Source organism: Dulcicalothrix desertica PCC 7102, from assembly GCF_003991905.1.
GTDB lineage: Bacteria > Cyanobacteriota > Cyanobacteriia > Cyanobacteriales > Nostocaceae > Dulcicalothrix > Dulcicalothrix desertica.
The window spans coordinates 113,008-126,256 of the sequence record NZ_RSCL01000019.1; the positions used below are offsets into that span (position 1 = coordinate 113,008).

Below are 13,249 nucleotides of genomic sequence, written 5' to 3' on the forward strand. Positions count from 1 at the left end.
TATTTTCTCTATAAACAAATAATCTAAAAACATAATCTTTATATTCACTTTTTGAATAAAGACACCAGTAAATCCGCAAGAGTGTGAAGTATTATTTTCGCAAATCACTCAAGCCTTGGATTCAGGAGAGTTTTTCTTATTAGGTATCGATTTGCAAAAACCCAAACCTATCTTGGAAGCTGCATATAATGATAGTCAAGGAGTGACGGCTACTTTTAACTTAAACATGTTAGACCATATTAACTGGTTGTATAACGGTAACTTTAATACAATGCAGTTTGAGCATTGGGCATTTTACAACGAGACTGAAAATCAAATTGAGATGCATTTGCGTTCAAAGCAACAGTAAACTATGAAATTAGGCGCCTAAATTTAAGTATTAATTTTGCTGGCGGCGAAACTATTATGACCGAGATTTCACGTAAGTTTGATATTGCGACAATCAAGTTATTACCTAAAAGGATATTCTTGAGACAAAAGAGAGAGAAAAAATATTTGAGCTTGTTCCGTTGGTTACGTTTGGTATTGCTAGGTTTACTAATTAGTTTGTTGGTAATACCATTGACCGCAACCGCTTATATCAGTTTGATGACGAATGGTATCCGCTATATCAAACCAGAAGAAGTTCCACAAGAACGGCTAGCAATGATATTCGGTGCAGGAATCTTAGCTAATGGTCAACCGACACCGATGCTTGCAGACCGTGTAAAAGCTGCGGTTAAACTTTACCAGATTGGGCGAGTTAAAAAGTTACTAATGACAGGGGATAACAGTAGAGTTTCCTACAATGAGGTTAGGTCGATGCAGCAGTACGCTCATGGTTTGGGAGTACCCATGAAAGATATTGCTCTAGATTACGCTGGTTTTAGCACCTATGAGAGTTGTTATCGCGCTCATCAGATTTTTGGACTACATGAAGCTGTTGTTGTCACCCAAAATTATCATTTACCTCGTGCAATTTACACCTGTCGCCAATTTGGATTAGATACCGTAGGTTTAGGAACTCCAGATATCGAAATTTACGGACTCTGGGGAATGATTCCTTATTTAAGGCGAGAAATGTTCGCAAACGTTAAAGCATTGTGGGAGGTTCATATTACCCGTCCTCAACCAACTTTTTTAGGACGCTTTGAAAAAATATAGCGAACTGTCGAATTGGCGCCAAATTTGAAAAATTGCAAAATTTCATCCTAATTTCATCAGGTCATGTCAATCTAAGTATAGAGGTAAATTAATAACATAGATAACTCAGTGCAGGGCTAAACTATATGTCATCTTCCATTAACTTATTTTGATTCTTATCTTGACTTACAGATTTTCCATCTTTTTTGTTTTACTACCCCTGATAACAGGAGTAGCTTTTTACCGTGTGGTGTAATTTTATCTGTTGGAGTGAAAATATATGTTGAAGTACCGTTACTTAATTGTTGCAGGTATTGGTTATATACTTATATTAAGTAATATTGCTACTAGTTCAGCCCAAACAATATTTCAGTTAACACAATCACAATCTCAGTCTACATCCCCTACTTCAACTTCACTTGATAACCTCAATCCGAATTCAAATCTTCTACAGTTTCCTACCAAATCAGAGGAAGTCAAAATTCTCGTAACTCAGCCTATCACCTTAGAGCAAGCTTTGGAACTAGCACGCCGTAATAATCGAGACTTACAAGTAGGAATATTAACTCTGGAGCGTAGTCGCGCGGGGTTACGCGAAGCACAAGCGGCTTTATATCCCAATCTCGGTTTAAGTACGGATGTCTCCCGTGGACAATCTGCAAACGATCAACTTTCTGCCGAATTGCGCTCTCGAAGTGGAATACCGACAAGCCAAGAAGCGGCAAGTACAACTTTCTCCGGCGCCGCGCAGTTAAGTTATAACATTTATACTTCTGGTTCAAGGTCAGCCCGCATTCGAGCGGCAGAGGAACAATTACGTTTTGATGAATTAGATGTGCAACGTTTGTCAGCAGAAATTGGGCTGCAAGTTGCCACTCAATACTACGATTTACAACAAGCCGATGAACAAGTTAGAATTAATCGTGCTGCCGTTGAGAACGCGCAACGCAGTTTAAAGGACGCTCAAGCATTAGAAAGTGCGGGAGTTGGTACTAGATTTGATGTTCTGCGTTTTCAGGTAAATTTAGCAAATGCTCAACAAGAACTGACTAATAGTCTTAGTCAGCAACTAGTAGCCGCAAGACTGCTGGCAGTCACGTTGAGTTTAGCGCAATCTACAAATGTCAGTGCCGCAGATTCAGTGAAAATAGCTGGTTTATGGAATCAAACACTCGAAGATAGTATTGTGCTGGCATTTCAAAGTCGTCCTGAATTGCAACAGCAATTGGTACAACGTAATATTAACGAGCAGCAACGACGCTTGGCACTTGCTGAGGTTCGACCACAAGTTAGTTTGGTTGCTAGTTATAACTTGTTAGACGTGTTTAGTGACCGTGTTGGCATTACCGATGGTTACTCGCTTGGAGTTAGAGCAAACTGGAATTTATTTGATGGAGGCGCCGCTAGAGCAAGATCTGCTCAATCGAAAGCTAATATTAATATTGCCGAAACTCGTTTTACTAGCCAACGCAACCAGATTCGTTATCAAGTCGAACAGTCTTACAGTAATTTGCAATCGAATTTAAGTAATGTTCAGACCGCGACTGTTGCTTTAAATCAAGCTCGAGAGGCTTTAACTTTAGCAAGGTTAAGATTTCAAGCAGGCGTAGGCACTCAAACAGATGTTATCGCTTCTGAAACCGAGCTTACTAGGGCTGAGGGTAATCGGGTTAGAGCTATATTAGACTACAATCGTGCTTTGGCTGGTTTGCAAAGGGCTGTTAGTAATCTGGGAAATCCTTAAATGTAGGTGTGCAAATGTTGAATCACGAGAAAAAACATCTGTAGGATAAAATTTGTTCGATTATTCCAAAATATTAAGTAGTTGGAAAATATTTTGTCAATTTTCAACTGTTTAAGTTTAAAAGTTTGACAATATTTACTAGCTCCAACTGTTTAAATTTTATCTTTTATATATCAATAAATTAAAACTCATTATTCTCTATTTGTAGAGATAATGAGTTTTTTTTAATATTTGAATTTGAGTAAAATAAAAAGCATTGATAATATCAATTTATTGCAATAAAGAAAATACTTTTAATTATATGTTATTATGCCAAATTTCATCTTAATTTCATAATTAACATTCATACTTATAAATATAGAGACAATTAATTTACTAAATTAAAGAGGACATGACCATGAAAAAGTTGATTTATGCAGTTGCATTTACCTTAGTTATTGCATCTTCAGTTCCTGTAGCTTTGGCAAAAAACCCTAATGATGCTAAGGTCACTCATCTTGGTAATAGTGCTGCATTTCCTAACGATTCTGCTGTTTCAGATGCTACTCATAAATTTGAAGTACACGTTCAAGGAAAAGCTGTATCTGAGTTAGCTATTAATTTGCCAGAAGGAGTCAAAGTTAATAGAGGAATTGAGGTTAAAAACAAATCAGGTCAAAAAATTCCTGCGACAGTTTCAATTGATGGAAAAATAGCTACAGTAGCTTTTGCTGAACCTGTAGCTCCTGGTAACTCGCTATCGGTTTCTATGAAAGGAGTTAACGCTTCGAGTTACGATTCTAATCAATTTTTGCATTATCAAGTATCTGCTAAAAATGAAGGAATGAAAGAAGCTATTTCACTCGGTTTGGTTCAGATAACAACTTACCTAAGTTAAACAGCGAAATTAAACAAATTACCTGTCAATAATTAGATAAACTGCTTTCAAAAGAATTAAGCAGTATTTATAGAGTAGCTTTCAAAATAGGCTACTCTATCTACCTCGCTAATTTTTTATAAGAAATTTGATTTTCAACATGAACTAAGTTATTGACCTAACTATATTGTTTTAATTTATACTATATTGCTTAAGATATTTAACGCAGAATGTATCGCTGGTTTATCCTTTTTATAACGGCTTATTTGATTGCCACTGGAATTATTTATGAGGAATGATAACCCAAGTTGACCAGCATTTTATCGAAATGATGGTTCCACATCATGAACAAGCAGTGCAGATGGCGGATTTGGCTTTAACTCGCTCTAAACGTCCTGAAATTAAAAAATTAGCGGAAGCGATTAAAAGAGATCAAAACCGCGAAATTCAACAAATGCGAACTTGGTACAAAGCATGGTACGGTAAAAATTTGCCTGTTGTTGCGATGAATCAGGGAACAATGATGCAAATGCATCAAGGCATGAAACCAGAAATGATTTGGCGCCGATACACTACTAATAACTAGTGAAGTTAACTTTTTACGTGTTTTCAAAAACCGTGCAGCAGGAGAAATTAATATTGGCTTGTTTAATAGTTTTAATTTTGACGATGCAGAAACATCTGCGTAACTTTTGCCATAAGTAATCTGGGTTTGTAACTGCTCTGGGAGTGCGGTGCAGGCGCCGAGCAGGTGCTTCTCTGAGTAGTTGCTCCTATTTAAAAAAATTGAGTTAAATTTCATCTTGATTTCATCCGATTATGAGAATCTTATTTATAGGGTCAAACCCGCTGTAACAAATATTACTTTGTATGAGGAATAAAAATCATGTCCCAAGCTAAATTTTTGTGGAAATATCTACTGTTTAGTCCTGTTGCTCTAGTAAGTAGCCTTGCTTTTTCAATATCAACCATAGCTGCCGAGAATCCAGTAAAGTCTGAAGTAAATCAAATTGATGCCCTAGCTCAAGTAGACCCGACTTCCGGTAACTCTTCTTTAAACCAAATCCAACAATACAGTAGTGACACTGCCCAAGTCACATCTGTTTCCCAGTTTTCTGACGTGCAACCTACAGACTGGGCTTTTCAGGCCTTGCAGTCGCTTGTTGAGCGCTATGGTTGTATTGCTGGTTATCCGAATGGAACTTTTCGGGGAAACCGTGCTATGACCCGTTATGAATTTGCCGCTGGTTTAAATGCTTGCTTAGAGCGAGTCAACGAACTAATTGCCACAGCTACTACTAACTTGGTTACTAAAGAAGACTTAGCAACTGTGCAACGGTTGCAAGAAGAATTCTCTAATGAACTAGCAACTGTACGGGGTCGTGTAGATGCTCTTGAAGCTCGTACTTCTGAAATAGAAGCCAATCAATTTTCCACTACAACAAAGCTGAATGGAGAAATCATCTTTAACATATCTAATGTTTTTGGTGGTGATAAAAGGGCGGTGCCTTCTGGTGCCAACCCAAATACCGCTAGAGAATTAGATTCCAACACTATTTTCACTGACCGAGTTCGTTTAATCTTGAATACGAGCTTTGATGCTAAAGACTTGTTGCAAATACGTTTGCAAGCCCGAAATGTAACTCCCTATGACACAAATGTAACAGGCACTAACATGACCCGCTTTGGTTTCGATGGGAATCAAGATAATAACATGGGTGTTGATAAAGTCAACTACTCTTTTGACCTCAGTGATTCAATACGAGTCAAAGTAGATGCAGCAGGTGGTAATATATACGACAATATCAACAACTTCAACCCTGACTTAGCTAGTGATAATAAGGGCGCTTTATCTCGTTATGGTCGTTTTAGCCCCATTTACCGCACAGGCTTTGGTGGTGCAGGCGCAACTATAAATATAAATCCGAAAGGTTCTCCTTTCTCTGCATCAGCATCTTATGTAGCTCGTACAGCAAATAATCCTGGTTTAGGTGCAGGTCTGACAAATGGCGCCTACACTGCTCTTGGTCAACTAGTTTTCCAACCTAGTAAAGCATTAAATGTTGGTTTGACTTATGCTCGTAACTATCAAAATAGTTTGTCTGGTATCAACATGTTTGAAGGTACTGGGAGTATCTACGCGGGTAATCCTTTTAATGGTGTTGCCACTACCGCCAACCACTATGGCATACAAGCAAATTTCATACCTAGCTCAAGCTTGACCATTGGTGGCTGGTACGGTTATGCCGATGCAGAAGCATTGGTAAATGGTGCAGGAGTAAATAAAGGAGATAATGCATCAATCAATTATTGGGCTGCAACCCTTAGCATCAAAGACTTTGTGAAAGAAGGTAACTTGCTTGGCTTTATCTTTGGTCAACCACCTAAAGTCAGCAGTAACGATGCTTTCACTTCTGCCACAAGAACTATTAGACGCGAAGATAACGACACTTCTTACCACCTGGAAGCTTTGTACCGTATGCAAGTAAATAAGAATATTTCTGTTACTCCAGGTTTATTAGTAATCTTCAATCCCGAACATAACAACAACAATGACACTATCTACGTAGGTACACTCCGTACTAACTTTTCGTTTTAGAGTGCAATTAGCTGTTGTTTAGGGAGCATCTCACTCAGGTGCAAATTTAGAGACGCGATATGTCGCGTCTCTATAATCTTGATTTGAGTAGCACGCAGTTCGTGAACACGAATAAATTAGAAATGCTACATAGTTTTTCTCTGTATACATAGATACTAATAGTTTGTTAATAGTACTTGAGCCGTTTTAGATGCATAACATTTAATAAGTTTTTGTAGTTTTAAACGCAAGCCTAAATTTCTTATATTGCTTTATATTTCATATTGATTTCATCTTGACCTGTCAGAATTAAAATAGCTCAATCAGGTCCATTGCACTTAGTTAAATTTTATTACTACTTTAACTAAGTCTCACTTACACCTACTTGGCAATTGGACTTGCTGAGTGTTTCTTAATTTGTTTACAGTAATATTGCGATTTTCTTAATAACCAATTATACATTATAGCTACAAAAATCTTTTAAGTCGTCTCTTGACGCTATCTTTCTTGTAGTCTATTTTCAAAGTTTTGTTGACTGTTCATAATTTGATGAATTTTATTGTCCACCTATTGCATCTTATCCAGAATATCAAATTCGCTTGATTTAAGACTGTTCCAGCATAACTTAATCCTTACAAGACAACGATTTTGGCTTGTTTTAACTACGTACATTTACCCGGCTTTGATATCGTTTTTTACAACAAACGCATCCTTTTATAGTTTACTGTAGAGTTAAGTAAATATGTATAAAGATTTATTTCCAGATGTGATTGCAATACCTATAAACTGAACTGTTATCTGAACTGTCATCTTAATTACAATTAGGCGCCAGTCCAAGAAAAAAATTTAGAAACTAGAAAGGGCTTGACTCTCTAGCCCACTAGAGGGTTAAAAATAAAATAAGTAAGAAAAATTTTAGGTGGACATTATGACAAAACGTCAAATAGAAATTTTTACGGCTGACTGCCCTCTCTGTGATGAAACAGTGCAAATGGTGCAAGAATTGGCTTGCTCTCATTGTGAAGTATCGATTTATAAGCTGCGGCAAGAACAGGAAAAAGCCAAACGGTATGGAGTAAATGCAGTGCCAGCGATCATCGTTAATGGAAAACTAGTTCTGACTGGCAAACCTAATCGAGAGCAACTTCTAGCTGCTGGGGTGGGTCAAAGTATCTGACGTTTACACATACCGTGAAAAGTTAGAGGTGTGGAGTCCAGGGTGTGATAGCCTAAGTGAAAATCGTGCATTCGTAGAGACGCTTTCACGTAAACGTAAGCGCGTCTCTACCTGCTTGCAATTTTTTACAATTCCTGAACGAACTGCTACACAGCATTAAGCTTTGTATACTTTGCTCTTATCAAAATTATAAATATCTGCGACAATAGTATACAGAAAATTTTGGTATTAATTATAAATATATAGATGTGTAAATGTTGAGTCACAATCAAGAAAATGTATGTTAATTGGTCAAGTCACAGTTTTAAGCGGAGTTCCGATTGGAACTATTCGCTATTATGAGAGTTCAGGTCTCCTCAAATCTTATGGACGTACAGAGGGAGGATATCGGCAGTTTTCAGAAGATGTCCTTACCCGTTTAGCTTTTATTAAACGGGCACAAAATCTTGGTCTTAGTCTAGAGGAAATTAGAGATATTCTTAATGTTTATGACAATGGAAAGCCTCCATGTAGTGATATTAAAGAAAAGTTAGAAAACAAGCTAATACAAATTGATAGTAAAATTAACGAACTGTTAACTCTACGCAATGAGTTAAGAGAATTACTTTCTGGTTGGAAAAATTTACCAGACAAGCCAGAGGACAAAATTTGCCCAATCATTCAGAAAAATTAACCTACTGGTTGATAGTTCTACTTTCCAATTTTGAACTACTTTTGCAATAAAACGTTGTAATTGGAAAAAATAACAATGAAAAACAAGCCAACCAAGTCTTGGATAATTTGGGTTTTAGCTACACCGGAAGTAAACTTATTCCTTTTTGCTTTTCTCATAAATTTTGTTTATGAAGTTTGGCAGGCGCCTTACTACGAATTCTATGGTAAGCCGACTTTGTTAGACAAAATTAAAGACTTAACTCACTGTTCATTCGGTGATGGCGTTATTACTCTTATTAGTGCTTGGATTGTAAGTATGCTAGCTCGTTCTCGTCGTTGGATGATTAATCCAACCTTGAAATTTACTTTACTTTTTACTAGTGTAGGTTTAATCATCACCTTAGTAATTGAAACATACCGAGTAAATGTCACTAAAACCTATGGAGTTCCGGTATTTGCTGTACCTGTTCTTGGTATGAGTTGGCTAGCTGTATTTCAGTGGATAATTTTGCCACCGTTGGTACTTTATTTAAGTCACCGTCAGATGTTGGGCTATCGAAAGGAACAATGAAAAAGTTTGGAACTAATTTACTAAAAAAAATATGTAGAAATATTTAGCTTATTTGTTTCCAGTTTTGGCCCCCATCTTGCAATTGAAATACAGCATTCTTGTCATTAACTGCATAAAGTATCTGTGGACTGTTAGCAGAAGAAGCTAGTTTCACAATCACTCCACTAGTTTCAGTCCAAAGCTTATTCCAAGTTTTTCCACCATCATTACTGCGATAAAGACCAGGCGCTGACTTTAGAAAACGGTATCTATATGTAATTACAGTAATCTTGAAATTTTGTTACCAATTATACATTATGGCGACAAGGATATTTTAAGTCATCCTTGCCGCTAGTCTTCTAGAAGTCTATCTGGAAGGGTTTTGTTGATTGTTCATCATTTGATGCATTTTGTTGTCCATCTGCTGTGTATTACCCATCATTTTTTTACAACAAGCGCATCCTTTGTCTTCTAACTGCTGTTTAGTTGGGGAAGATGGTGTTTGGCTAATCTGCTGTTCAGTCTTAGAGCTTGTAGCTGTATTCGCATTCGTAGCGCGACTCTCTGCTCGGCTGGGACTAGCAACTAATGTCAGAAGTGCAAAACTTGCTAAGGCACCAACAAATAAGGTTTTCATGTGTGTAGTCATATGTTTTTTACTCTCTACCTTGTTTTCTGTCAGCTATTTTGAACTGACTGAAAGCTATGTTAAACTCTCAAGTCACCTAGAGAGTCAAGAGATAAATCGATATATTTTGCTTATCTCAAGAAACGCATTATATAAACCATATACAGTAAGGTTTACAAGAAATGTATGCTTTCGTATTTTATGGGAGGTTTGCGGCGCCCTTGGAGGTTCACCGGAATGCACCACAAGATTCGCGGCGAAAATAAGTAGCTGAAAGCCAGTAATACAGCTGATTTAGTGGTATAGTGATTTTTAATACAGTATTGTTAATATATTTAAGTAATGACACATAAATTTATTTTCTAAAAACTAGAACATTAAAAGAATATAATTATATGACAACTGATCTACAGACTATTATTCAAAGCTATAAAAATGATTCCGAATCAATTTATAACACAGTATATTTTGTTTGAAGATTTACGGCAGCATTCTGACGCAATATACAAATTTGGTGAAGATTATTCTGTAATACTAAAAATAGCGAAGACGGCTTAGTGGACATATTGCTCTTACTACATCGAATTAATACCTTTGAATAATTGGGCAAATTGTTGGTTCGATATTATTAGTCACCTTTTCCCATCCTGAAAGAAGACCTTGTATCTCCTGCTTAAAAATTATCAGTTCTTGAATTTGCTTATCAATTACAGCTACTTTATCTTGCAATTTTTCTTTTATATGGTCGCAAGGTAAATCGCCTTGGTCGTGGACTTCTAAAAGCTCCTTAATTTCTAACAAACTTAATCCAAGACTCTGCGCGCGTTTAATAAAGTGTAAGCGTTCATAAACATCAGAGTCGAACAATCTAAACCCACCTTCAGTTCTACCCGATGCTTTGAGCAACCCTAGCTCTTCGTAATAACGAATAGTTTTGATTGGTACACCAGTTTGCTTGGCAACGGCGCCTATTTGTTTTGTTTTTTCTTGGAGTAACATAACACATACCTCTATGATCATTTCCTAATCTTGATCTTAAACTCTCCAGCTAACTAGAGAGTCAAGAGAAACGTGAGTAGGGGAAACCCCCTATGGAAGCGCACTACCTTACCTCGACGACACCGCGAAACATATTCATGCCACAGGCAAAAGTGTATTGACCTGGTTTTTGAGGTGTAAACTCAATTGGGGTGACTTGATTTAAGTCCAAGTCTTGGGCGATGTGAAAGTCGGGAAATACAACTTGTTCCAAGCAGCTACTTTTGTCACGACGTAGGAAGTTTAAGCGAACTGGTTGACCTGCGTTTACAACTACTCGACTTGGCTCGTAACCCCCGTCTACTGTAATTGTAACTTCTTGAATGCCGTCATGAGCTTCTGCCTTTCTGGATTTTGATTTACTCAACAAAAACCACCATATTTCCAAACCAATTAACCCTAAACCAGAAGCTGTAACTGCTGCTTTTACCCATAGCGGTTGTTCAATACGTTGAAACTCACTTGTTTGCGATGTCGTAGAACTATGGGTTTCGTGAGGCATTTGTGCTACTGTTTTGGTGGTAGCAACACCTAACAATAATCCCAAAGAAGCAAAACTGCTAATAATTACGTTTTTAATCAACATATTTGTCCCTTTTTATACAACTACTTTGGGTCGGAAGTTACGCAAACGCAATGCATTTGTTAATACTGAAACTGAACTGAATGCCATCGCGGCGCCTGCGATAATTGGGTTTAGCAACCAGCCAAAAATAGGAAAGAGAATACCAGCGGCAATTGGAATTCCTGCAACATTGTAAATAAAAGCGAAGAATAAATTTTGGCGAATGTTGCGAATTGTTGCATGGCTAAGTTGAATTGCTGTTACTACACCTTGTAAGTCACCGGAGATAAGTGTAATATCACTTGCAGCAATTGCTACATCTGTTCCTGTACCAATAGCAATACCTACATCGGCTTGAGCTAAAGCAGGAGCATCATTGATACCATCACCAACCATCGCAACAATTTTTCCTTCGCTTTGTAATTTCCTTACAGTCTCAGCTTTTTGGTCGGGTCTAACTTCTGCCAAAACACGCTTTATACCAACTTCACGGGCAATAGTTTCTGCAGTACGGCGATTGTCTCCTGTCAGCATTACTACTTCTAAGCCAAGTTTTTGTAATGCTTTTATTGCTTGGGTGGAGGTGGGTTTGACTGCATCAGAAATACCCATCAACCCCGCAATTTTACTGTCTACTGCGATATAAATAGCGGTTTTACCCAGATATTCTAGATGTTCTTTTTGTTGTTGTAATGGTTGGGTGTTTATATTTAATTCTGACATCCAGCGTTGTGTACCAATTTGTATCAGGTGGTTATCAACTACACCCTGTACGCCACTGCCTGCAATTGCTTCAAAATTACTCACCGAAACTAACCCTACTTCTTGGTTTTGGGCATATCTCACAACCGCTTCTGCTAGTGGGTGTTCTGAATTGCGTTCAAGTGATGCTGCTAATTGCAATAATTTAATTTCATTACCGTTTGCAGTACCGTCAGCAGTAACAAAATCTGTAACCGTGGGTTTGCCTTGGGTGATAGTGCCAGTTTTATCTAGTACTATTGTTTTGATTTTATGTGCTAATTCCAAACTATCGGCGCCTTTAATCAAAATACCATTTTCTGCGCCTTTACCCGTTCCTACCATTACTGATGTTGGAGTTGCCAAACCCAATGCACAAGGACAAGCGATAATTAAAACTCCGACTGTGGTAATCAAAGCCAGAGTCAGATTACCCATGATATTAAACCAAATCATAAAAGTAAGCAGTGCAATTGCAATTACCGCAGGTACAAACCATCCTGTTACAGAGTCTGCTAATCTTTGGATAGGCGCCCTACTACCTTGAGCTTGCTGTACAAGCTGGACAATTTGTGCCAACACTGTATCTTTACCTACTCGCGTTGTTTGAAATTTAAAGCTACCAGTTTTGTTAATAGTGGCGCCAATTACTTCGTCTCCCGGCTGTTTTTTTACAGGTACACTTTCTCCTGTCACCATAGATTCATCAATAGTCGATGTGCCATCAACTACTTCACCATCAACTGGAATTTTCTCACCAGGACGAACTAATATCACATCTCCAATTTGCACCTCTTCAATTGGAATATCTATTTCTTGACCGTTACGAATTAAACGTGCGGTTTTGGCTTGTAAACCAATGAGTTTACGAATCGCTTCTCCAGTTTGTTTTTTCGCACGACTTTCTAGAAGCTTTCCAACTAAAATTAAAGCAATAATAACTGCCGCCGCTTCATAATATACATCCGGTCTTAGACCTTGAGAGATGAAGAAACTAGGAAAGAAGGTAGGAAACAGCGAATAAATGAATGCCGCACTGGTTCCTAATACAACAAGAGTATCCATAGTTGCCGCATGGCGTTTAAAAGCTTTCCACGCATTACTATAGAAAGATAAGCCGCACCAAAATTGGATGGGAATTGTTAGCACTAGTTGTAGCCAAGGGTCATGCAACCACATGGGAATGAAAGGTACGTGTAGTCCTGTCATCATTGGTATAGAGCCAATAACAATAATTCCACTGAGAATACTTGATACAACTACTTTGCGCGTTAATTCATTAGTTTCTCTTGATTGTCTACGTTTTTCGGCTTCATCCTGTTGTGCGGCTGGGTTTTGTTCTTGCAATGGGTATGCAGAATAACCAGCTTCATCCACAGCTTGTTGGATAACTGTGACATCAGTTTTTCTTGGGTCGTATTCTACAGTTGCTAGTTCGGCGCCAAAATTAACAATACACTCGTTGACACCGTTTACAGAACTAATTGCTTCTTCTATGCTCCGCGCGCAAGAAGCACAACTCATACCGCGTAGCTTTAAAGTCGTGTTCTCCATATTTTCCTCCACTCAAAATATTGTGGGGTGGGCTTCAGATCG

The 13,249-nt window shown here is 37.8% G+C and carries 10 protein-coding genes and 3 pseudogenes; 9 read left to right on the top strand and 4 right to left on the bottom strand.

All coding sequences use genetic code 11. From position 1 onward, the window contains the following. Positions 1–67: 67 nt before the first annotated feature. The 9 genes and pseudogenes from DSM106972_RS54090 to DSM106972_RS33885 form a co-directional block, all read left to right on the top strand. Positions 68–468 (top strand): annotated as a pseudogene (locus DSM106972_RS54090) (L-histidine N(alpha)-methyltransferase); the annotation flags it as partial. Between the two features lie 81 nt (positions 469–549). Beyond that, positions 550–1,143, top strand: coding sequence for a SanA/YdcF family protein (locus tag DSM106972_RS33850; RefSeq protein WP_411675362.1), 594 nt, complete (start codon positions 550–552; stop codon positions 1,141–1,143). A gap of 400 nt (positions 1,144–1,543) precedes the next feature. Next, positions 1,544–2,866, top strand: a pseudogene (locus DSM106972_RS33855) (TolC family protein); the annotation flags it as partial. A gap of 397 nt (positions 2,867–3,263) precedes the next feature. Beyond that, entirely contained in the window at positions 3,264–3,743 is a 480-nt protein-coding gene (locus DSM106972_RS33860) for a DUF2808 domain-containing protein (RefSeq protein WP_127084816.1), read from the top strand. Between the two features lie 274 nt (positions 3,744–4,017). Further along, a pseudogene (locus DSM106972_RS33865) lies at positions 4,018–4,278 on the top strand (DUF305 domain-containing protein); the annotation flags it as partial. A 330-nt stretch (positions 4,279–4,608) separates the two neighbouring features. After that, the gene (locus tag DSM106972_RS33870) at positions 4,609–6,321 is read left to right on the top strand and encodes an iron uptake porin (protein ID WP_127084817.1); all 1,713 of its coding nucleotides are present in this window, start codon (positions 4,609–4,611) and stop codon (positions 6,319–6,321) included. Between the two features lie 907 nt (positions 6,322–7,228). Next, a complete protein-coding gene (locus DSM106972_RS33875; RefSeq protein WP_127084818.1) occupies positions 7,229–7,477 on the top strand; it encodes a thioredoxin family protein in 249 nt (82 codons plus the stop codon). Between the two features lie 280 nt (positions 7,478–7,757). Beyond that, positions 7,758–8,150 carry a heavy metal-responsive transcriptional regulator gene (locus tag DSM106972_RS33880; protein ID WP_127084819.1) on the top strand — a complete coding sequence of 131 codons (393 nt, stop codon included), beginning with the start codon at positions 7,758–7,760 and terminating at the stop codon, positions 8,148–8,150. Positions 8,151–8,225: 75 nt separating this feature from the next. Next, positions 8,226–8,702 carry a hypothetical protein gene (locus DSM106972_RS33885; protein ID WP_127084820.1) on the top strand — a complete coding sequence of 159 codons (477 nt, stop codon included), beginning with the start codon at positions 8,226–8,228 and terminating at the stop codon, positions 8,700–8,702. Positions 8,703–9,048: 346 nt separating this feature from the next. Here DSM106972_RS33885 and DSM106972_RS33895 read toward each other — a convergent pair whose 3' ends face one another. From DSM106972_RS33895 to DSM106972_RS33910, 4 genes are all read right to left on the bottom strand, one after another. Further along, positions 9,049–9,330, bottom strand: coding sequence for a hypothetical protein (locus DSM106972_RS33895; protein ID WP_127084821.1), 282 nt, complete (start codon positions 9,328–9,330; stop codon positions 9,049–9,051). A gap of 564 nt (positions 9,331–9,894) precedes the next feature. Next, positions 9,895–10,308 (bottom strand): heavy metal-responsive transcriptional regulator, encoded by a 414-nt coding sequence (locus DSM106972_RS33900; RefSeq protein ID WP_127084822.1) that lies wholly within the window; start codon positions 10,306–10,308, stop codon positions 9,895–9,897. A 103-nt stretch (positions 10,309–10,411) separates the two neighbouring features. Beyond that, complete coding sequence (locus DSM106972_RS33905) at positions 10,412–10,930, bottom strand: cupredoxin domain-containing protein (RefSeq protein WP_127084903.1); 519 nt, start codon at positions 10,928–10,930, stop codon at positions 10,412–10,414. Between the two features lie 15 nt (positions 10,931–10,945). Beyond that, on the bottom strand, positions 10,946–13,207 hold the full coding sequence (locus tag DSM106972_RS33910; protein ID WP_127084823.1) for a heavy metal translocating P-type ATPase: 2,262 nt from the start codon (positions 13,205–13,207) through the stop codon (positions 10,946–10,948). Positions 13,208–13,249: the final 42 nt, after the last annotated feature.

Coding starts and splice junctions, on each gene's coding strand:
- DSM106972_RS33860 (WP_127084816.1), top strand. CDS start 3,264: ATGAAAAAGTTGATTTATGCAGTTGCATTTACCTTAGTTATTGCATCT.
- DSM106972_RS33870 (WP_127084817.1), top strand. CDS start 4,609: ATGTCCCAAGCTAAATTTTTGTGGAAATATCTACTGTTTAGTCCTGTT.
- DSM106972_RS33875 (WP_127084818.1), top strand. CDS start 7,229: ATGACAAAACGTCAAATAGAAATTTTTACGGCTGACTGCCCTCTCTGT.
- DSM106972_RS33880 (WP_127084819.1), top strand. CDS start 7,758: ATGTTAATTGGTCAAGTCACAGTTTTAAGCGGAGTTCCGATTGGAACT.
- DSM106972_RS33885 (WP_127084820.1), top strand. CDS start 8,226: ATGAAAAACAAGCCAACCAAGTCTTGGATAATTTGGGTTTTAGCTACA.
- DSM106972_RS33895 (WP_127084821.1), bottom strand. CDS start 9,330: ATGACTACACACATGAAAACCTTATTTGTTGGTGCCTTAGCAAGTTTT.
- DSM106972_RS33900 (WP_127084822.1), bottom strand. CDS start 10,308: ATGTTACTCCAAGAAAAAACAAAACAAATAGGCGCCGTTGCCAAGCAA.
- DSM106972_RS33910 (WP_127084823.1), bottom strand. CDS start 13,207: ATGGAGAACACGACTTTAAAGCTACGCGGTATGAGTTGTGCTTCTTGC.